The sequence below is a fragment of the Helicobacter sp. 13S00482-2 genome, assembly GCF_002272795.1.
Lineage (GTDB): Bacteria > Campylobacterota > Campylobacteria > Campylobacterales > Helicobacteraceae > Helicobacter_J.
The window spans coordinates 1-19,599 of the sequence record NZ_MLAT01000009.1; the positions used below are offsets into that span (position 1 = coordinate 1).

Genomic DNA, 19,599 nt, shown 5'->3' on the forward strand with positions numbered 1-19,599 from the left:
AATAAAAGGAGGTGAAAAGAGAACTTGTGATAAACCCACTCTCATTGATAATAGATCAGATTGTTTATCACGTGCGAAATGAATCTGATTGCATCATCTAAACTGAGTTTGTTTGGTTTAGATTGAATCTGAAATTGATTTGATTGATTTGATTTAGTTGTTTTGATTTTGATTTGAATCTAAATCTGTTTTGATTTTGATTTGAATGTTTTGGTTTTGAATTAGTTTTGAATTTGAATTGTTTGATTTGTTTTAAATCTAAAATTGATATTGAATCTAATTGATTTGAATGTTTTGATTTTGATTTGAATCTAAATCTGATTTTAATTGATATTGAGTCTAATTGATTTATTTTAAATCTGAATCTGATTGATTTTGATTTTGAATTGAATCTTTTTGATTCAAGACATCATTTTATTGTTTGAACGCATTGAGAAACCTTCAAGCTTGAACCCCCCGTTAATACCCGATTGAGCCACGTTGTCATCATAGGAACTTGGGGAGGGGGTAATACTAGCAATTTTTATTTATTTCTTATAATACATATTAAAACCACTCAGATTTATATTGAAAGCTAATCTTGTGTCTTGAATATCCATCCTATCCATCCTAACCATCCAAGATGTTTTGTTCTGATTTGTTTAGATCTAACCACAAGGAGTGATTGATGAACAAATCCAATAAAAGAGAGTCCAAAAACTCCTCAAAGTCAAGAGCTATGAAAATGATAGGATTTGTTTAGAACTAACCACAAGGAGTGATTGAATTAAGAATCTCACTGCAATCAACATCTCTCACTCATTGGAATTGATATTGAATCTAATGAGATCATCTCTTGTTTCAATAGGAACGATGATTTCAAAGAGTAATAAACAGGAAGTGACGAGAAGTGAATTTGGTTTGTTTAAAAATGAAGTGCTAGAGCGATGACATTCCAAATCCACTCGCTAAATGATAAGAAGTCATTAGAGTTGCTATATAAATCTTGATTCTCAAGGAAGCTCTATCAAAAAAACAACTCCATATCTTTATCTCATAGACTCCCCTTGTGAGATCTTGATATTGAATATATAAATGTTCAATCTTGAATGTAATGAACTATTTCTTATATCATTGATCTTAAACACACTGATAGGATTTCCAAAGAAACCACTAAAACTGAGTTTCTAATCCTCTCTAGCAGGTTATAACTCAATACCTTAGGAGCGAGGTAGATTTTTAACCTGCGTAGTGATGAGGATTCAAAAAATCCCAAACCATCAAAATTGGGTTGATAAGAAAGCTTTAGCTTTAAAATAACTCTAGTCTTTAGAAAACCACGCGAATTTAAATCGTGTGCATCATCTTGACCTTCATAAGAAGGTCAAACAAATAAAACACAACAAAGGAGCTAAAATGCTAACAAAAACATTTAAATTCAGTGATGATAGAGAAATCACACTCAAAGAACCCACAGTACTCCAGCTAGAATCAGCACAAAAGAAATATGGCAAAGATGAATTAGGTATTTCCAAAGCCTTGCTAGTAGATATGAGTGGAGGTGATCTAACCATTGATTCAATCAATAGCTTATCTGTTAGAGAATTCAAGCAGTTATTAGAAAGCGTGAAAGAGTTCATCGGGGTTGATGTATCGGACTAAGAGAGGGCATAGCTTTATTAGGCTATGCCCTACATTTCACATTGGTGGAAATAAAAAATATGGGTTATAGTGAATTTTTGGATTATTTTGAGATAGCTAAAAAGATAGTTGAGGTGAAGATATGAATGGATTAAAGAAGAGAGTAAAAAAGCAGACAACACTCTATCTATTTAGATATAGCGTTGAACTGCTTTCTCAAATTCACGCTCTTGCTTGGTTATTGCACTTCGCTTTTTAAGGCCAAACTTGATTTTATCGAATATGCCTGGTTTTTCTATAGAGTCAAATTCTGCTTGAATTTGGCTTATTTTTTGTTTCAATTCAAGCTTATAAAGTACACCGATTTTTTTGCGTATATAATCTTTTGCAATGTTAAGTTTTTCGTCTATGGTATCAAGATATTCGTAGGTTTTTTTGATTTTTTTGCCAAATCCTTTAGAAGATGTTATTTCAGAGAGATTTTGATCAATCTGGCTTATTTTCTTTTCAAGTTCGTCATCTGCTTGTTTAAGGTCTGCATCAAATTCGCTTACACTCTCGCCAATTTTTTTAGAGATAGCATCGTTTATTTCTTTTACTTTGTTTTCAAGCTCTGGAGCTTCTATTTGAATTCTCTCAGCTTTGAGCTCATAACTAAGCCTAGTAACATCATCAAGCGCATTTTTAGCTTTTTTTTCAAGTTCCTTAATTTCGTTACTAGAATCGCCAGAAGTAAGAGGGGTTAGGAAGTACAGATCGACAAGACTCAAACTCATATTTCACCCTTTTATCATAAATATTTTGCAAATATTTTACATCGTTTGTTTAAAAAAATCAACACCAAAACCACAATAAAGGATAAACAATGGGCTTAAAATCAGATCTAACAGTTAATCTAGGAGCAGAATTTTCAGAGATCACTAAAGGCATCAGGATTTTCAGTAGAAAAATAGGAGAGAGCCTAAGTGATAGCATTGCCAAAGGAATATCAAACCCGATCAATAAATTCAAAGGAGAATTAGTAAAACTCAAAGTCTCTTTCAGTGTTCCTGCAGGTCAATTCAAAAAAGTTGATGAAATGGCTAAAAGAATCAGCGATACTACGCACGTAAAACCAGAATTGGATTTAAAACGAGCCAATAAACAGCTATCAGATCTTAGAGGTCAAATACTAGGGACCTATTCCACATTTATCTCTAAGCCCGTATCCGCAAGTATAGACTTCAACAATGCCATCAATGAAATCAATCGTTTTGCTGATCTATCCACCAAAGAACTCTCCATTGATCTCACCAAATACAATGCTTTAAAAGAGCAAAAAATAAAATTTGAATTGATCTTATATAAAAAACTTTTAGGAATCTATAACGATATGATAGGGAGTGTTAAGCAAATGAATCAAAAAGAATTAGGGATATTTGAACTATGCGATAGACTTCCGAGTTTGCTAGAAGACAAGGAGACTATCGTGGATTTAAAAGCATCATAAAAAGCTATTAATTTAGGTTTATATATTTTTGTATTGCTAAAAATAATCTTTCTATTCTTCAATTTTACCCTAGCTTTTTTAAGTCAATATATAATGTTTTTCCTTTTTCTATAATTAAAAAAATAAAAAGAGGCTCATAACCAAGGTTGCTATAATTGTCTATTTCAGAGCCAAATATAGAATGTTGATTTTGATTATAGCCTTTTTCTATAAAGTGTTCTTTGAGAGAAAAACGTAACTTTATTGCATCATTATTTGTTATTGTGTTAGATAGAATGTCTTTTTTCAATAGCCTTTTTTGCTCCATCAGGAATTTTGTCGAATAATTCATCAACTTCTTTTTCTGCGGTAATCATTCTGTCAGCAATTAAATTTATCATTTTAAAAAGTTTATAGGCAATTTCTGACTTGTCGTTTATATCTAGCTCATTTGGAATGGACGGCATTATTACCAACAACTCTGACAATATCTAGTGCCTTTTGAACTTTTGAAGGCAAACCCTGTTTTACTAGTTCTGCAATAACATCATTAAGATTTTTATCACCTTGTCCTAAATGTTGCGTTAATTTTTGTAACGCTAATCTTAGCAAAGCACAGGCTCCTCTTGGAGAATAATTCACAATCAAAGCAGTCTCTTTATAGATTTCTTTGATGTCTTCAGGTAAATCTTTATTAGGAGAATCAACAAGTATTGGTTCGGGATAAACCATTTTTTTTGAATACCATATGCTTGGCTTTTCACAAACCCAACAAGTTGCTCTATCGATTTCTGCAAAAAAAATTGTAACAAATTTTCTCCATTCCATCTGAGCATGTACATTACAACGGGGACAAATAAAGTTGCTTTTCATAAATTGTGGTTGTGCTTCACTAATGTTTTCGATTATTTCTGAAATCCTTTCAAAAAATTGGGTGGAGATGGTACGCTGCTTTCGAGTGTTGTGTTTTAGGTAGTTCTTAAATCTTCTTATGCTAGAATCACTGATAGGAACACAGATGGCGAGTTCGGGTTTTAGGCAGTTCTTAAATCTTCTTATGCTTGCTAAAATAGCATTTGCTATCCAAATATCTTCGGTTGGTTTTAGGCAGTTCTTAAATCTTCTTATGCTAAAATTATTGAATTTATTATTGAAAGTCTTAAAAGGTTTTAGGCAGTTCTTAAATCTTCTTATGCTAAAATTAATAAAATTCATATTTCCAAAACGAATGAGTTTTAGGCAGTTCTTAAATCTTCTTATGCTAAAATTGTCCCAATCGAAAGAAAGGGACAACCTGAGTTTTAGGCAGTTCTTAAATCTTCTTATGCTAAAATATTTTGAATACCATCAAAAATAGAAAAGAAAGTTTTAGGCAGTTCTTAAATCTTCTTATGCTAAAATGAAGTCCAATGTAAATAGTTCCCTCCTCTAGTTTTAGGCAGTTCTTAAATCTTCTTATGCTAAAATACATGAGATATTCACTTGAATCTTCAGAAGGTTTTAGGCAGTTCTTAAATCTTCTTATGCTAAAATGATAGGGCATTTTTAATCAAGCTACCAAAGGTTTTAGGCAGTTCTTAAATCTTCTTATGCTAAAATTTATATAGAATGTGATAAAAACCTTTCTAGGTTTTAGGCAGTTCTTAAATCTTCTTATGCTAAAATCATACTTCTCTGCAATAATTTCATCAAAATTGTTTTAGGCAGTTCTTAAATCTTCTTATGCTAAAATTTATGGGGAGCAAAAACGGCGATACCACAGTTTTAGGCAGTTCTTAAATCTTCTTATGCTAAAATTTTGGGCAGTTTGTTCTGCTTGGGCTTTAGGTTTTAGGCAGTTCTTAAATCTTCTTATGCTAAAATCTTTTGATAAGTTATCCAAACTCAAGGCAGGTTTTAGGCAGTTCTTAAATCTTCTTATGCTAAAATTACTTTTGTTAAAAAGTATTAATATGTCCTGTTTTAGGCAGTTCTTAAATCTTCTTATGCTAAAATCTTTTGATAAGTTATCCAAACTCAAGGCAGGTTTTAGGCAGTTCTTAAATCTTCTTATGCTAAAATTGTCATTGGTAATGCTAATAATGTGAGTTCGTTTTAGGCAGTTCTTAAATCTTCTTATGCTAAAATTACTTTTGTTAAAAAGTATTAATATGTCCTGTTTTAGGCAGTTCTTAAATCTTCTTATGCTAAAATATTACCTTCTATTATGGAAAAAATAGACAAGTTTTAGGCAGTTCTTAAATCTTCTTATGCTAAAATCTTGCCCTTGATTCTTAAAACTCAGGATAGTTTTAGGCAGTTCTTAAATCTTCTTATGCTAAAATAAAAAACATAAACAATTCTATGTTTATCATGTTTTAGGCAGTTCTTAAATCTTCTTATGCTAAAATAGACCCTCTTGATTTCCCCTGTATTGTGGGAATTTTAAGGATAAATAGCATTGAAATATGCTAAAATTGCATCAGAAGATTTAAGAACTGCCTAGAATAAACGGTTATTGGGTTCCGTGCGGGGTTACAATCCCCCAAAAACCCTAAATCAGAAATTATTTTGTATCAGCAAAAAATAAGATAACATAAAGATTAGCTTATCAGAAACTAGATTTCAAATATCCCTAGTCAAATCGCCTTTTATATTCCCAAAACATTTTTCAATCCCCACAAAAAATCCATTCCCTGAATCAGAAACCTTAACTTTGAATGTGTATTTATTAGAAATTAAATTATTTCTATTTTGAGTAGTATTTTTTATTCACTATTTTTATAAATTTTTAGTATATTCAGTTTTAAAATTATATTTTAAAACTATTTAGTAGGTTTAGTTTTAAAATAATAATAAATCTATGAGAGAATTTGAAAAAATAATCAATATTTAAAAAATAGACTTCTTATACACCATAGATAATCTAACAAAAAAATACAAGTTAGCCATTATTGTTCGAAATTGATAAAAAAGTGATTTGACGTCCAGATCAAAACAAGGAATGTATCCTTATTTTATTCACTCAGGCCACATCTCCCACTATCACATTGATTCACAGAGGCTGCTGATGGAAACACTCCAGTTCCTCTTCTATCCTCACCCTCTCCAGTACAATTATTGTTAGAAACTTCCCTATCAAGGGAATCAGAATATAAAGTCCTCATTGCAAAAAGTGCTATACCTGTCAATGAATAGCTTCCTGAAGCTCTTGCAGTAAGCCTACTAACTAAAGATTGTGCATCATTTGAAGGTGCTAGTAACTGATTGAACCGCTCAAAAGACATATTGGTATTTGTAGGAATCACAACCAAACCTTGTGTTGTTCTTACAATAGGAATAGCGTGATTATTGATACTCCCATCTGGTGCACGTCTAACTACAACAGCTATCCACGCACTGCCATCAGGTGCATTAAAAAGCGATGTGAGTGCAGCAATTATATCTGGACGAGCCAAGGCACGATGTGTGAGTGTCCAGTCATATTGAGAAAGCATTGAAATGGATGAAGCAAGCACAATATCCATATCCCGATAAAACGCGTTATCTCCAGGCAAAAGAGGTCGATTGAACCAATCAGTCATATCAATGAGAGTGTGATAAAGCAAAGAGTTCCTAGTAGAAAAGGAAATGAATGGATTTACCCCCGTAGCGGTATTGAAAAAATACCCTCCAGTTGTGAATGGACTACCTGGATAACGTTCTTGGAGTTCTGCTAACATCTGATAAGAATGCAACAAGCATATTCCACATCTCCCCGCTATAGGGGTACTCCCATCTGTTGAAACTGCGATGCTATAAAGCCTATTAATCCATTCTTGATTGAGAGTAAAATCAGAGGGTAAATTTCTTTTTTGACGTTTCTTGCCTTCGATGGTTTTTAAGCCAGGTGCAGGACAATGCTGAAGAGTCCTGCTAATATTCCCATCAACGTAACGAATCCAATTGAGTAAATCTCGATCTACTCTAAACTCAGAGGTAGGACTATGAATGGTATCGTTTTTTAAAAAACCGCGTTTAGCGGTATAAGCCACGCCCCAATTAGATCCATATCTAGTGACTCTAAGTGCATTATTTCTATAATCCCTAATGATGCCTCCATTTTTACTCATCAACTCCAGGTTCCAAAAATTTGCATCATCTTTAGCCATAGGTGCGTCATTGCAAATCTCCCAACTTGCCCAATTCCAATCCTGTGATACCGAAGTTTGGGTATGCATACAATAAAGACTCCCACTCACTTTATCATAAGATGCAATATGGCCATTATCGGGATTGTAATAAAGTGGAGGCGACCCTTCTGAAGAGAGATTTCTATCTAGATAATAACGTGTTATACCCTTAGTATTGGGAAAATTCCATCCAATAAGTGTTCTCACACTAATATTTCCAGGTGTGGCAATAGTATTCATCCAATCTTTCATTGAAGCATCTAGGGTGTGATTGTAATTATCACCAGAATTTTTTGAAATATAGCCATACCATTCATAATCTTTCAGTCGATACTTGCCATCAGCAGTCCAAAAGGCATTATCTTTGAGAATCCAACGTTGATTGGCATCATTGATAACACAAGGTCTAAGATGCACATAATCCCAACCTTCACCTCCTTGAGTCACGCTTTGAGGTGCTGTGATACAAAGCCAAACACCATCAATTTGATAAGAAAGTCTTTGGAATACATCATATCTAGAAGCTATGGCACCTTGTTCCCAACATTGAACGATTTCTATATAAGATTCTCCACCACTAAAACTAGGAGCATAACAAAATTTTCCTCCATCATGAACAGTGATTTTTATGGGCTTGTCTTTAGGAGAATCTGTAGGTTTTTGAACGACTGAGAGGGGAGTTTGTTCTGCCAAAGACAAAGTGATGTAAAATAAAACCATCAAGATAATTTTTATTGTCTGAGTCATATTTTTCCTTTCTTAAGTGATTATTAATATGGCATAAATCTTAGTTTTTTATTAAATCAAGCTCTATTTTTCCCTTGCTCAAACCTAAAATTTGACATTTTATTTTATCACCTTCAGAAATATAGCTTTGAATACTCTCATCTCTATTTTTGGTTATCTTGGTCACGTGCAATAGTCCATCACCGCCTTTTGGAAGAGATATGAATGCTCCAAAATCGAGTATTTTTTTTACTTCACCTTCAAAGATAAGGCCAATTTCATATTGACTCAAATCAATTTTTTGTCCTTGTGTGAGGTTTAGGATAAAATCTTTTGCACCACTCACATTATTTTTATCATTTCCTGAAATTTTTACTTCTCCATTTTCTCTATCTAGATCAATACTCACACCAAAACGTTCAATAATATCTCTGATAACCTTTCCACCCTGTCCGATAATTTCTACGATTTTATTAGGTTGTACGCTAAATATTTCTAAACTTGGTAAAATATCAGTATTGAGAATAATTTTTTCTTTTGCTTCTTCCATAATATCAAGTATGCGTTTTCTTGCATTTTTGGCTTGATATAGTGCTTCTTGAAGTATGATATGGGAAATGCCGCCCATTTTTATATCCATCTGCATCGCTGTGATGCCATTTTTAGAACCAGCAATTTTAAAATCCATATCTCCATCTTGATCTTCTAAGCCATTAATATCAGTGAGGATTGCATATTTATCTCCCTCTATGACCAACCCCATCGCAACTCCAGCCACAAGAGAGCCTATCTCAATCCCACTTGCAAGGAGTGCCAAAGAACCTCCACACACACTTGCCATTGAGCTAGATCCATTAGATTCTAAGATTTCTGAAACCAATCTGATGGTTTTAGAATGATCTAAAATATTACTTTCTAAAGCTCTTTTTGCAAGATTTCCATGTCCTAGCTCTCTCCTACCTGGAGAGCTGATGATACTCGCCTCCCCCACACTAAATCCAGGAAAATTGTAGTGAAACATAAATTTTTCTTTGTTAGGAAGCTTGTCAGAAAGCATTTCCTGAGTTTGAGCATCACTATCTGAACCAATAGTACTCACAACTAAAGCTTGAGTTTGTCCTCTAGTAAATAAGGCACTCCCGTGGGCAAATGGAAGAATATTTGTTTGTATCTCTATAGGCCTTATGTCTTCATATCCCCTACCATCGCATCTGATTTTTTTATCCAATATCTGATTTCTTATGATTTCTTTTTTGTAGTTTTTCAAGACTGCAACGATGTCTGCAATTTCCCAATCTTTACTTTCGGCTATTTTTAGAGAGATGTTTTTTAATCCTGCTGTTCTTTCGCTTTTGGCCATTTCTACAATGGCATTTTGAATTTCTAAAGAATAGTTATCTTTAATATATTGATAAATTTCAGAGTTATTTTTATCAGATTTCAAAAGCAGATTTAATGCATCTTTTTTATGAGTATCAAAAGCATTTTGATACTGAATGCAAGAATTTAAAATACTATTTTTTGCTAGCATGAGTGCTTCTAAAAGTTTTTCTTCGCTTATTTCATTTGTTTCAGAGTCTTTGGAAAGACTACGCATTTCTATCATCAATAGCTGATCATTACTCCCTGATACATACAAGTCAAGAGTAGAATTCTGAAGTTCTTGCATTGTTGGATTGATGATAAATTGTTTCTCAATCATCCCGATTCTAACCGCACTTATAGGATGATAAAAAGGCAAACTAGAAATATAAAGAGCATTTGCAGCAGCATTAAGAGCACAAACTTGCAAATCACTCTGTTTGTCATAACTTAAAACCATCAAAGTGATTTGTGTAGGGTAGCTATAACCCTTTGGAAATATAGGGCGGAGAGTTCTGTCAATAATTCTTGAAGTTAAAGTCTCAAATTCCCCTGGCTTACCTTCTCGCTTGATAAATCCGCCTGGAAACTTCCCTATAGAATAGGATTTTTCTATATATTGAACAGTGAGTGGAAGAAAATCTTCTTCTACGATTTTTTCATCCACACTAACACTTGCTAAAATCACCGTACCACCACTTTGATATAAAAGCGCTCCACTTGATTGCTTGGCAACATACTCTAGGGTATATTTTTCTCTTAGATTTTGTAGTTCTAATTCAATAACATTCACTTGGTATTCCTTACTGTAATTGTATTTTTTAAAGATCGATCCAATATGTTTTCAACTTCCTCTTCATCCATAGGTGGCAGGGATTTATAATAATGATCAGTACAAACAAAATGATCGGGTCTAAAAACGCTAATAACCTCATCACAGATTTCTGAGAGAGAAGAAGCGACATTTTGAGCTATCACAGGCGTAGCCACATAGATGCTTTTAGCTCCTTTTGCTATGCAAGTCTGGATAGCAACATTCATGGTAAGACCTGTTTCAACCCCTTGATCAACGATAAAAATATCCTTATCGCTCAAGGAACTTATCATAGAGCCTTTTCTAAATTTATAAATATCAGCCAAAATATCTTCTTCGTATGTTCTTTTGGCTTCTCCATAAACATAATCTAAAGTGATTTCAAAAGAATCAATTAAAGCTTCGTTCATAATTATATCGAGATTTTCACTCACAATAGCAATTTCACATTCACTATTTAAGGGAGCGTAAATAGGCATAGTGAATAAGAAATCCAATGGAACATTCATTCTTTTAGACATTTTCTCTCCAAATCCCACTCCCGCTAAACTTGTTGCAAGAATAATGGAGTCCTTAGTCTCTAAATGTCGTATCAATATCTCATCCATCAAACGCCCTAAGGCATCATCTCTATTTTCAAATTTGAGATTATCTATTTTTAGTTTGCTCATTATGCTTCCTTATTTTGTAATCCGATAAGTCAATCCTGTATTTGTAAGAGGAACAAAGTTTAACTCAAGTTTGATATAAGTATTCTTTAAAACTTCAAGAGGGTTTCCAGGATTGTTGGTGAGTATAGGCCTTCTTTGATTAACAAATTTTAGTCCAATACCAAAGCAACGAATATTTTTGAAAATACCAATATCCCAATCAAGCAATACATTATTTTTGATATCATATCCTGCAGAGGCACTGAGCCCAAAATACCCAAAATCGTTACTAAAACCACCTTTGAGATAATTTGCTGAACTTTCTACAATTTTATTGATACCATCATCACGAAAATCTCTTTTAATATAATACGATAAATTTGCAATCATATATTTGTATTTATAGTTTGCGTTCAATGCAATTTCATCTAAAGCATTGTAATAGAATGAATAAAAGATACTTGCATAAACATCTAAGCCTTTAAGTGGGGAAAAACCAACCTTATTTTCCATAGGGATACGGGCAATGGAGATTGAATCATCAAAATTCAGTGTCTGGGTTATCTTCCAATAAAATAACTCTTTTCCTTCTAGTCCATAGAAATATTGAGTGAGACCTAGATCCATTGTTTTTGCTGAAATTGCATCTCCTGTTAGGCTATTAGGATCCCAAATATCGCTATAGGATTTTCCACTTATGAGATATTGCTCAAGACTATTTTTAGCATATAAATTTTTCGCTTGAGTAGTTTTCTTATACATTTGAGAATCAAATAAGCCATTTGACATACTAAAATATGGAGCACGAAATGCCATTTGAAATTGAATAGTATGAAAAACCTTATCATAATCCTTTGCTAAATCAGAATTCAAATAGATCGTATAACCTGCTGATAAAATATTTCCATATTCTTGTGTGGATTTCTTATGAAGATCTGGTATGTATGTATTTTGTTCTTTAGTAAGAATAGCATTACTGACATAAATATTATTCCAAATTCCTAGTGAAATGTATTTTTTAAAAAGTGAAAACTGGATCCCAATAGGTACATTCATGGAGTTTTGTACATATCCATAACCAATATCTCTAGTTGTATTTTTAAACTGATAGTCTATTGAATAAAGAAGATTATTAAAAAATAAAGAATCTAAATATTTATGATATTGCAAGTTTGGCAGGGACTGAAAAGTGCCATCATTATTAATTTTATTTAGGTTAATAAAGTATTTAAAATTAATGCCATAGTAGTTGTTTTCAGTTTGGACATAATAATTTCCTCTAGACATATGTGTTCCATCAGTAATAATAGTGTTAATATTCTCAAATCTAGCGTAATCCAAGTCGTTCATAAACAAGAAATCTACATAAAGTCCATTATCTAATGGAGATTTTAAACCAAAATACTTCTGAAGAGGATTTCGACTTGTATTTAAAATCTCAAAACCATAGATATTTTTATTCCTAAGACTATATTTTTCATAATAATTCATATTATTATGAAAAAATCTTGTTGTTAAGGTTAATTTATCTTGTGCCTTATTGATAAAACGAGCTTCAAAATTTGCTCCATAACCCCGACTTGTTCTAACCTGAGGAGTGAGCGTCATATCCCAAAAATCCTGAAGTGCCAAATAAAAAGGCTGCATGAAAACAAAACCTTCAGTATTTGAGGCAGCGAATTCTGGATATAAAAGTCCTGTTGTTCTTTTTGTGCTAGTAGATAAATGCACATAAGGAAAATACAAGATAGGAACATCACCGATATATATCTTTGGATTCCATAAGGATAAAGCCGACTTATCTGAATTATAAGAACCCGAAGTAGCATCAATATGCCAAATAGGATTTTCTATACTACAACCAGAAACTGTGACTTTTTTGAAACTATATTTTTTATCACGACTACCAGCATTATCTGAACTTATCCATAATCCACTCACGCCATCTTGCAAATAAAATGGCTGAATAATTTCATATTTTTCATTCATATTTAAAACAATATGCTCTGCTCTAGCAAAAACACCTCCGCCTTTGTATATCTTAATATCTCCATCAATGGTGGCGATTTTATTTTTTGTATCATATGAAATCTTATCAGCAAGGATATAAATATCCGTATTCAATAACACTGCATTGCCTGAAGCAATAACTATATTTCCTTCACCTTTGACATTATCAGCTAGAAGTTCAAAAACCTTATTGTTATTTTTATCAAATTTTTGCACCGCAGTTTGAGTACCAAAAGCAAAAATACTAAAGGAAATGAAGATAATGATAAATCTAATCAAGCTTTTTACCTATCTGAAACGACAAGTGTTCTGCTTAATCTATCATGAATAGCACGATAAAATTTATCATCAATAGCAAAAATAAGCAATACAAAGCCAAGCAACTCTTCAAAAACCTTCAAGACAGATCTTTTGAATATTGCTTTTAACATAGGTCTATCTAGATCCAATAAAGAAATAACCTTAAGTCCAAAGATAACTTTCCCAATAGAAGCACTAAAAAACCTCAGAGAGAGACTCTGATATATAAAATTCAAAATAAAATAAACAAGAATAAGCTTTTCAATCGAGTATATTTTGGATTGTATATCATCAGAAGAAGTGATTAAAAAATTGATATATATACCCCAACTAAGAAAAGCAACTAAAGATACATCTACGATAAAAGCAGCTATCCTATGAGATAAAGAAGCTATTTTGATATTTTCTCGATATAATATCTCCTCTATTTTTTCATCTGTGTAAAACATCTATCCCTCAAATTCAAACATAAGATCTGATTCATACATTTCTTAATGCCCTAAATCCAATATCATCTCGATAAACCATCCCATCAAATTGAATCTTACCTACTAAAGCATAGGCATTTTTTCTGGCCCCTTCAAAATCATCCCCTATACCGATACAAATCAAAACCCGCCCTCCTGTAGCCATAAGAACACCATCTTTAAAGCTCACTCCAGCAAAACAAATATGTCCTAAGATATCATTAAAATCATCAATTCTAATCACACTAGGCTCACTTGAATCATAAGGATAATTCTTTGAAGCAACCACAACTCCTACGCAATATTTATTTAGTAATTCAATCTTCAATAGACCTAATTTATGTTCCATAACACCATAACAAATATCTAAAAGAGAGGTTTTTAATAATGGTAATAAAATCTCACATTCTGGATCCCCAAAACGCACATTGAATTCAAGCAAATATGGCTCTAAGATATTATTATTTTTTACAACCATAATCCCTGCAAATAAAACTCCACAAAAGGGTACATTTTCTTCTTGCATACCCTTAAGCGTAGGCTTTATAATAGAATCCTCTATCTTTTTCATCATCTTTTCATCGCACAATGGTGTTGGAGCATAAGCACCCATTCCACCTGTATTTGGACCCCTATCTCCACTCAAAAGACGTTTATGATCTTGAGAAGCGGGAAGCAATACATATTCTTCTCCATCGCATATGGCAAAAACTGAAAGTTCATACCCGTCTAAAAATTCTTCAATCACAACGCATTTGGCAGCATCACCAAAACTCTTCCCTTCAAGCATATTCTTGAGTTCTTCCAAAGCTTGTTTGTGGGTGGGGAGAATCAAAACACCCTTCCCTGCACACAAACCATCAGCCTTTAGTACAATAGGGGGGGTTAATAAAGTTATGAATTCTTTTGCTTTAGTAAAATCTGAAGTCTGTAAATATTTCGCAGTAGGGATATTAAAGCGGGAAACAAAATCTTTCATAAAAGCCTTAGAGCCTTCTAGTCTTGCAGCTTTTTTGCTCACTCCAAAAACTTTGATTCCAGCTTTTCTTAGAGTATCGCTCATTCCTTGCACTAATGGTATTTCTGGACCAATAAATACAAAATTTATCTGATGAAACAAGATAAAGTCTATGAGCTCTTTATCGCTCTTGAAGGAAACATTCTCTCCTAATTGAAGGGTTCCGCCATTTCCAGGATAAAAATAAATCTTATCAACGCGAATATCTTGAGAAAATGCCTTTCCAATAGCATACTCCCTCCCACCATTTCCAATAATTAAAATTTTTTGAGATGAGTTTATTTTCATTACTTTATCTTTGTATCAATTACCCAAATGACCGTTATGTATTCATACGTAGCCCAGAAAGCTACAAAATAGGTCAAGAGAATCTTATTAGGCGGCAGATTCTAACCAAAAAGGCTCAAGCAAAAATACCGAACACACAAAGACTACTACAATCGACCTGATAATACTTATTAATAGACTCGTAATTTTTAACAAACACGAATCATTCAGGCAAACACATTATAATCAATGCAGCTTTAAAATAAAATATATTTTTTTAATAAATCACTCGCACTAAATACAAACCATTTGCACTAACGGGCTTATGATAGTGATAGTTTTCACAACGCAATTGTGATGAAATTTGATCTAAGGTGATTTCACCTCTAGAATAAGCCAAGACAGAACCTATGATAAGACGAACTTGAGATCGTAAAAAACCATTGGCTTCTAAGTAGATGATATTGCAATTCTTAGAAAATATCTTACATTGATATATTTTTGCCTTAGATATCTCCCTATCATCAGTTTTTGTAGGACTTCCTTGTTTTTTAAAATAACTAAAACAATGTTTCCCCATAAAAAGATTCAATGCTTCTTTGATGAGCTCCTCTGAACCGTATTTTTCAACTGAAATATATTTGGAAATAAAGGGATTATCAAGATAATCACAAAACACATATCGATAGCCTCTAGATTTTGCATCAAATCTGGGCTGAAAAGACATAGAAACTTCTTGAATATTTTTTATAAAAATATGAGGATAAAGTTTTTGGTTCAAAAGTGGTTTAATTTTTGAAATCTGTATTTTTTCATCTATACAAAAACTAATGATTTGACCTGTAGCATGAACTCCTTTATCCGTTCTTCCTGCGGCAATGATTTCATTATTTATACCCATACTTTTAAGTGCGATCTCTATACGTTCGCTAACACTCATAATACCCTTGCATCTTTGACGTGCAAAACCACTAAAGACACTTCCATCATAAGAAATTTTTGCAATGAGTTTTTTCATCAATAAAATTTCAAAATAAATCGTTTATACAGAAAATAAGAAACAATAAACCAGAGAGTGGGGAGAAGTGTCATGCCCCAAAAAGGAATGTTTTGACTTGTTATATGCATAATCAAAAAATAAATTCCAACGCCAAGTAAAATATAGACATAAGACATATTCTTATGAAATCTTGGATTGGCAATTCCGAATAAAGGTATCAAAAATACGCTCACAATCGGGAATAAAGAAGTTATTATGGCTTGGGAGAGTCTTCTAGCCTGAGATGAATCCCCACTAAAAGCACTCTTCCAATAATCAATCAAATCATAAGAACTAAGCTTGATAGTTCCTGTTTGATTTTTTAAACTCATCTTCTTAAAATCAATTTTATTTATTTCTTTATTTTCTGCAAAGTAAGCATCTCCATCATAAAGATTGAGTTCAAAAATACCATTATTGTTATTCACTTCCCCGCTATTTGCAACAATAAAACTCTCTTGAGCTAAACCATCACTAGAAAAAAGCACGAGCTGATTGTATTGATTATGGCTAACATTACCAACATAAATAAGCCAATCACCAAGTTTTTGACCAAATTCACCTGGTCGAATATTCACATCCACCTTATTCTTTTTCTCAGCAATAAAATCTGAATAAGCACTTTTTGACAAGGGTATCATTACAAGTGAAAACATCAGCAAAACGATGCTCACCAAAATACTAATGGGCACAAAAACCTTTAAAATCGTTTTAGGCGAAACACCTAGTGAAAAAAAAACAAGCAATTCATAATCATAACAAAGACGAGAAATACCCAAAACGCAAGAAGCAAAAAACGTGATAGGGATAATAAAAAAGACTGTTCCAGGTAATGAATATAAAAAAAGCTGCCCCAAATCAAAAATATCCATTTTTACTACTAATGTGACTCCAGCTATTCCAATAAGCAAAACAACAGAAGCAATGAAAAACAATACTAGGAAAAATGGAAAAAATATTTGTGAGATAGCTAGGAAAATGTATTGTTTAATCATTTGATATACTCATTAAAAAACAAAATAATAAACCTACGGAAATAAAAGTTATGAATGGTAACTTAGAAACTTTTTTACCAAAAAATCTGAAAAAAATGCTATAAGTAGAGCCAAAAACACAACCCCAAAAAATACTCATCAAAGTATCATAAACTCCTAGCAACATTCCAATGCTAGATCCAAAAACAATATCTCCTTCGCCTAAAATTTCGGTTTTACAAAACATATCTCCAAAGATTCTTAATATGCTAAATAATCCAGCAATACCAAGTCCGCTTAAAAAAACATTCCAAAAATTTTCTGAGAAAAAAAAGCTACCTAATAAAATACAAAAAAATAAAACCAAATTCATCCAATCAGGAACGGCTAATATTTTAAAGTCTATTGCAGATAAGAGTACCAAAAAGCTAAAAACAATCATTAGCCAGATTTGAAATATTCCGCTATAAAAATAGCCTATAACCAATCCTCCTAAAAAAAGAAGGAGTATTAAAACAATATTTTCAATCTTAGAAAAAAATAACCCTCCATAAAGATCAAAATTTATTTTTTGTCTTTTTTTTTGTATATCAATTAAAAATTCTACCAAAACAAAAATACCAATGCCAAAAATCCCGACCAAAAAACTATCAATACCAAATGAAGTAGGAGAGAGGAAACGATAATAAAGAGCACTTTTATCAAAGTTAAAAAAATCAGTTAGCATTATCTCATCACCCCATCAAGAACTGGGACAAACAAACACTTCTCCAAAATTTCAGGAGCACTCAATCGATTATTTTTTTTTCGAAATCGCATAATAACTTGAGTATCGCCATCTAAAATTGGAGCAACCAAAATTCCATCTTCTTCAAGTTGCTCAACAATAGCTTCAGGAATTTTTTTCACACAAGCTGAAAACATTATCCTATCATAAGGAGCAAATGCCGACCAACCATTTTGACCATCATCTAGCTTGGTATTAATGTTACTTATACCTGATTTTTTGATTCGCTCTTTTGCTTCTAAAAGTAATTTTTCAATACGCTCTATTGAAAAAACTCGGCGAAAAAGTTTGGAGAGAACCATCGCTTGATAGCCACTCCCACAGCCTATTTCAAGCACACTATCCCCACCTTCTGGTATGAGATATTGAGTCATTTTGGCAACTGTCAATGGAGAGCTTATCCACTGATCTGCACCCATTGGAAGAGCATCTAAGTTATAAGCGAGATGTTTGAGCGAAGAAGGAACAAACAACTCTCTATCAATGCTTGAAATGGCCTCTTTGACATTATCTTGAAGAGGAAATTTTTCGGCGATTTGATGACACATCAAATGGCTTTTGATTCTAAACATAATTATTCCCGTAATTTGAGATTGAATGTAATAAAAAAATCACCCTAATAATAAAATAATACTATCATTAGAAATCATCAAAATTCACACTTCCTTTGGCATAATTGGTTACTTTTGCTTCAAAAAAGTTGGTTTTTTGATCATTAAAACTAGCGAACTGATCAACCCACTTTATCGGATTACTGACATTATAAAGCTTTGGAAGACCCACTTTTGACAACCTTTCATCAGCAAGACTTTGAATATATTGGTGAATAATTTCAGAGGTAAGTCCTAAAATCTGTCCTTGAGTAATATAATCACCCCATTGAGATTCTATCTCAACAGCCTTTCTAAACATTTCAATAACTTCTTCTTCAAGAGATTTTGTAAAAAGATCAGGTCTTTCTTTTTTGGTAGCATTAATCATATTTTGAAACAACACAAGATGGGTCACTTCATCACGTTGTATGAAACGTATCATCTGTGCAGAACCTAACATTTTTCCACTCCTAGCAAGCGTATAAAAATAGCTAAAACCACTATAAAAATAAATCCCCTCTAAGATTTGATTAGCAAACATCGCTTTGACTAAATTTTGCTCTGTGGGATTTTCCGATAGTTGCATATAAACATCAGCAATATAGTCATTTTTACTACGAAGTTGCATATCCACACGCCACATATCGTAAATTTCTTCTGTATTTGCAGAGATTGATTCCACCATTACAGCATAACTTTGAGAGTGAAGAGCCTCCTCATAAGCTTGTCTGACCAAAATAAGATTGATCTCAGGGCTGGTCATAAAGGGATTCACATTATCAATGAGATTATTTGTCTGCAAACTATCCATAAAAATAAGTTGTGCCAAAGCTCTATCATAGCCTAGTTTCTCCTGAGTTGTGAGATGATTACCATAATCAAGTTTATCACTATTCATATTCACCTCTTCAGGAAACCAGGTATTTGCCAACATCAGTTTCCAAAGATTATATGCCCATTGATATTTGATTTTATTCAAATCAAACATACTCGTGGGATTCCCTCCAAAAATCCTACGATCATTCACACTTTCATTTGAATTGGGATTATATATTTTCTTCCGCGGAACAATTTTTCCTTCCATAATGACCATCCTTTTGTTTTTGTGTTGAAAAATTATTGAAGAATAACGAAATTTTTCTTTAAGTTCCCATAACTCGTTTTACTGAATTATTATTTCAGTTTGATTTAAAGTTTTAATGAGTAAAATACTGCCCTTGATTAAATTTCTTGTTGTTTTGCGGAAGTGGCGAAACTGGTAGACGCACCAGACTTAGGATCTGGCGCCGCAAGGTATGGAGGTTCAAGTCCTCTCTTCCGCACCACTGCTACCTAATTTATACTTACTTATTT

17 protein-coding genes, 1 tRNA gene and 1 CRISPR repeat array are annotated in these 19,599 nt (G+C 32.8%); of the genes, 3 read left to right on the forward strand and 15 right to left on the reverse strand.

Going from position 1 to position 19,599, the window contains the following annotated elements; genetic code table 11:
* Nucleotides 1–1,395: 1,395 nt before the first annotated feature.
* The gene (locus BKH42_RS05405; protein ID WP_095295607.1) at nucleotides 1,396–1,641 is read left to right on the forward strand and encodes a phage tail assembly protein; all 246 of its coding nucleotides are present in this window, start codon (nucleotides 1,396–1,398) and stop codon (nucleotides 1,639–1,641) included.
* A 170-nt stretch (nucleotides 1,642–1,811) separates the two neighbouring features.
* Here the strand turns inward: BKH42_RS05405 and BKH42_RS05410 are convergent, their stop codons facing one another.
* A complete protein-coding gene (locus BKH42_RS05410) occupies nucleotides 1,812–2,396 on the reverse strand; it encodes a hypothetical protein (protein WP_095295608.1) in 585 nt (194 codons plus the stop codon).
* 89 nt (nucleotides 2,397–2,485) lie between these two features.
* Here BKH42_RS05410 and BKH42_RS05415 point away from each other — a divergent pair, with 89 nt between their 5' ends.
* Nucleotides 2,486–3,109, forward strand: a complete 624-nt coding sequence (locus BKH42_RS05415) for a hypothetical protein (protein ID WP_095295609.1) — start codon at nucleotides 2,486–2,488, stop codon at nucleotides 3,107–3,109.
* Nucleotides 3,110–3,173: 64 nt separating this feature from the next.
* Here BKH42_RS05415 and BKH42_RS05420 read toward each other — a convergent pair whose 3' ends face one another.
* The 14 genes from BKH42_RS05420 to BKH42_RS05480 all read right to left on the reverse strand — a co-directional run bounded on the left by BKH42_RS05420 (nucleotide 3,174) and on the right by BKH42_RS05480 (nucleotide 19,330).
* Nucleotides 3,174–3,398: a hypothetical protein gene (locus BKH42_RS05420; protein ID WP_095295610.1), complete on the reverse strand. Its 225-nt coding sequence runs from the start codon at nucleotides 3,396–3,398 to the stop codon at nucleotides 3,174–3,176.
* Nucleotides 3,376–3,555, reverse strand: coding sequence for a hypothetical protein (locus BKH42_RS09770; RefSeq protein WP_219349837.1), 180 nt, complete (start codon nucleotides 3,553–3,555; stop codon nucleotides 3,376–3,378). The genes BKH42_RS05420 and BKH42_RS09770 overlap by 23 nt, the downstream gene beginning before the upstream one ends.
* On the reverse strand, nucleotides 3,536–3,961 hold the full coding sequence (locus BKH42_RS09775; RefSeq protein ID WP_219349838.1) for a DUF4145 domain-containing protein: 426 nt from the start codon (nucleotides 3,959–3,961) through the stop codon (nucleotides 3,536–3,538). The genes BKH42_RS09770 and BKH42_RS09775 overlap by 20 nt, the downstream gene beginning before the upstream one ends.
* A gap of 92 nt (nucleotides 3,962–4,053) precedes the next feature.
* Nucleotides 4,054–5,479: a CRISPR direct-repeat array (repeat unit 36 nt; unit sequence GTTTTAGGCAGTTCTTAAATCTTCTTATGCTAAAAT).
* A gap of 605 nt (nucleotides 5,480–6,084) precedes the next feature.
* Nucleotides 6,085–7,986, reverse strand: a complete 1,902-nt coding sequence (locus tag BKH42_RS05430; RefSeq protein WP_095295611.1) for a DUF1561 family protein — start codon at nucleotides 7,984–7,986, stop codon at nucleotides 6,085–6,087.
* A 40-nt stretch (nucleotides 7,987–8,026) separates the two neighbouring features.
* Entirely contained in the window at nucleotides 8,027–10,120 is a 2,094-nt protein-coding gene (locus BKH42_RS05435; protein WP_095295612.1) for a polyribonucleotide nucleotidyltransferase, read from the reverse strand.
* Nucleotides 10,117–10,812, reverse strand: coding sequence for a phosphoribosyltransferase family protein (locus BKH42_RS05440; RefSeq protein ID WP_095295613.1), 696 nt, complete (start codon nucleotides 10,810–10,812; stop codon nucleotides 10,117–10,119). Before BKH42_RS05440 ends, BKH42_RS05435 begins: the two co-directional genes overlap by 4 nt.
* Nucleotides 10,813–10,821: 9 nt before the next feature.
* On the reverse strand, nucleotides 10,822–13,080 hold the full coding sequence (gene lptD / locus BKH42_RS05445; RefSeq protein WP_095295614.1) for an LPS assembly protein LptD: 2,259 nt from the start codon (nucleotides 13,078–13,080) through the stop codon (nucleotides 10,822–10,824).
* 5 nt (nucleotides 13,081–13,085) lie between these two features.
* Nucleotides 13,086–13,550: an RDD family protein gene (locus tag BKH42_RS05450; RefSeq protein ID WP_095295615.1), complete on the reverse strand. Its 465-nt coding sequence runs from the start codon at nucleotides 13,548–13,550 to the stop codon at nucleotides 13,086–13,088.
* Nucleotides 13,551–13,581: 31 nt separating this feature from the next.
* Entirely contained in the window at nucleotides 13,582–14,874 is a 1,293-nt protein-coding gene (gene purD, locus BKH42_RS05455; RefSeq protein WP_095295616.1) for a phosphoribosylamine--glycine ligase, read from the reverse strand.
* A gap of 256 nt (nucleotides 14,875–15,130) precedes the next feature.
* Complete coding sequence (gene truA, locus BKH42_RS05460) at nucleotides 15,131–15,871, reverse strand: tRNA pseudouridine(38-40) synthase TruA (RefSeq protein WP_095295617.1); 741 nt, start codon at nucleotides 15,869–15,871, stop codon at nucleotides 15,131–15,133.
* Complete coding sequence (locus BKH42_RS05465) at nucleotides 15,871–16,887, reverse strand: LptF/LptG family permease (RefSeq protein ID WP_095295618.1); 1,017 nt, start codon at nucleotides 16,885–16,887, stop codon at nucleotides 15,871–15,873. Before BKH42_RS05465 ends, truA begins: the two co-directional genes overlap by 1 nt.
* Nucleotides 16,880–17,593, reverse strand: coding sequence for a prepilin peptidase (locus BKH42_RS05470; protein ID WP_095295619.1), 714 nt, complete (start codon nucleotides 17,591–17,593; stop codon nucleotides 16,880–16,882). Before BKH42_RS05470 ends, BKH42_RS05465 begins: the two co-directional genes overlap by 8 nt.
* On the reverse strand, nucleotides 17,593–18,225 hold the full coding sequence (locus tag BKH42_RS05475; protein WP_095295620.1) for a protein-L-isoaspartate(D-aspartate) O-methyltransferase: 633 nt from the start codon (nucleotides 18,223–18,225) through the stop codon (nucleotides 17,593–17,595). Before BKH42_RS05475 ends, BKH42_RS05470 begins: the two co-directional genes overlap by 1 nt.
* Before the next feature lie 67 nt (nucleotides 18,226–18,292).
* Nucleotides 18,293–19,330, reverse strand: coding sequence for a ribonucleotide-diphosphate reductase subunit beta (locus tag BKH42_RS05480; protein WP_095295621.1), 1,038 nt, complete (start codon nucleotides 19,328–19,330; stop codon nucleotides 18,293–18,295).
* 156 nt (nucleotides 19,331–19,486) lie between these two features.
* On the opposite strand from BKH42_RS05480, the gene BKH42_RS05485 reads away from it, so the two are divergent.
* A tRNA-Leu gene (locus BKH42_RS05485) sits at nucleotides 19,487–19,571 on the forward strand.
* Nucleotides 19,572–19,599: the final 28 nt, after the last annotated feature.

Excerpts from the sequence above, each read along its gene's own strand:
- BKH42_RS05405 (WP_095295607.1), top strand. The coding sequence starts at position 1,396 with ATGCTAACAAAAACATTTAAATTCAGTGATGATAGAGAAATCACACTC.
- BKH42_RS05410 (WP_095295608.1), bottom strand. The coding sequence starts at position 2,396 with ATGAGTTTGAGTCTTGTCGATCTGTACTTCCTAACCCCTCTTACTTCT.
- BKH42_RS05415 (WP_095295609.1), top strand. The coding sequence starts at position 2,486 with ATGGGCTTAAAATCAGATCTAACAGTTAATCTAGGAGCAGAATTTTCA.
- BKH42_RS09770 (WP_219349837.1), bottom strand. The coding sequence starts at position 3,555 with ATGCCGTCCATTCCAAATGAGCTAGATATAAACGACAAGTCAGAAATT.
- BKH42_RS09775 (WP_219349838.1), bottom strand. The coding sequence starts at position 3,961 with ATGAAAAGCAACTTTATTTGTCCCCGTTGTAATGTACATGCTCAGATG.
- BKH42_RS05430 (WP_095295611.1), bottom strand. The coding sequence starts at position 7,986 with ATGACTCAGACAATAAAAATTATCTTGATGGTTTTATTTTACATCACT.
- BKH42_RS05440 (WP_095295613.1), bottom strand. The coding sequence starts at position 10,812 with ATGAGCAAACTAAAAATAGATAATCTCAAATTTGAAAATAGAGATGAT.
- BKH42_RS05450 (WP_095295615.1), bottom strand. The coding sequence starts at position 13,550 with ATGTTTTACACAGATGAAAAAATAGAGGAGATATTATATCGAGAAAAT.
- purD (WP_095295616.1), bottom strand. The coding sequence starts at position 14,874 with ATGAAAATAAACTCATCTCAAAAAATTTTAATTATTGGAAATGGTGGG.
- truA (WP_095295617.1), bottom strand. The coding sequence starts at position 15,871 with ATGAAAAAACTCATTGCAAAAATTTCTTATGATGGAAGTGTCTTTAGT.
- BKH42_RS05465 (WP_095295618.1), bottom strand. The coding sequence starts at position 16,887 with ATGATTAAACAATACATTTTCCTAGCTATCTCACAAATATTTTTTCCA.
- BKH42_RS05470 (WP_095295619.1), bottom strand. The coding sequence starts at position 17,593 with ATGCTAACTGATTTTTTTAACTTTGATAAAAGTGCTCTTTATTATCGT.
- BKH42_RS05475 (WP_095295620.1), bottom strand. The coding sequence starts at position 18,225 with ATGTTTAGAATCAAAAGCCATTTGATGTGTCATCAAATCGCCGAAAAA.
- BKH42_RS05480 (WP_095295621.1), bottom strand. The coding sequence starts at position 19,330 with ATGGAAGGAAAAATTGTTCCGCGGAAGAAAATATATAATCCCAATTCA.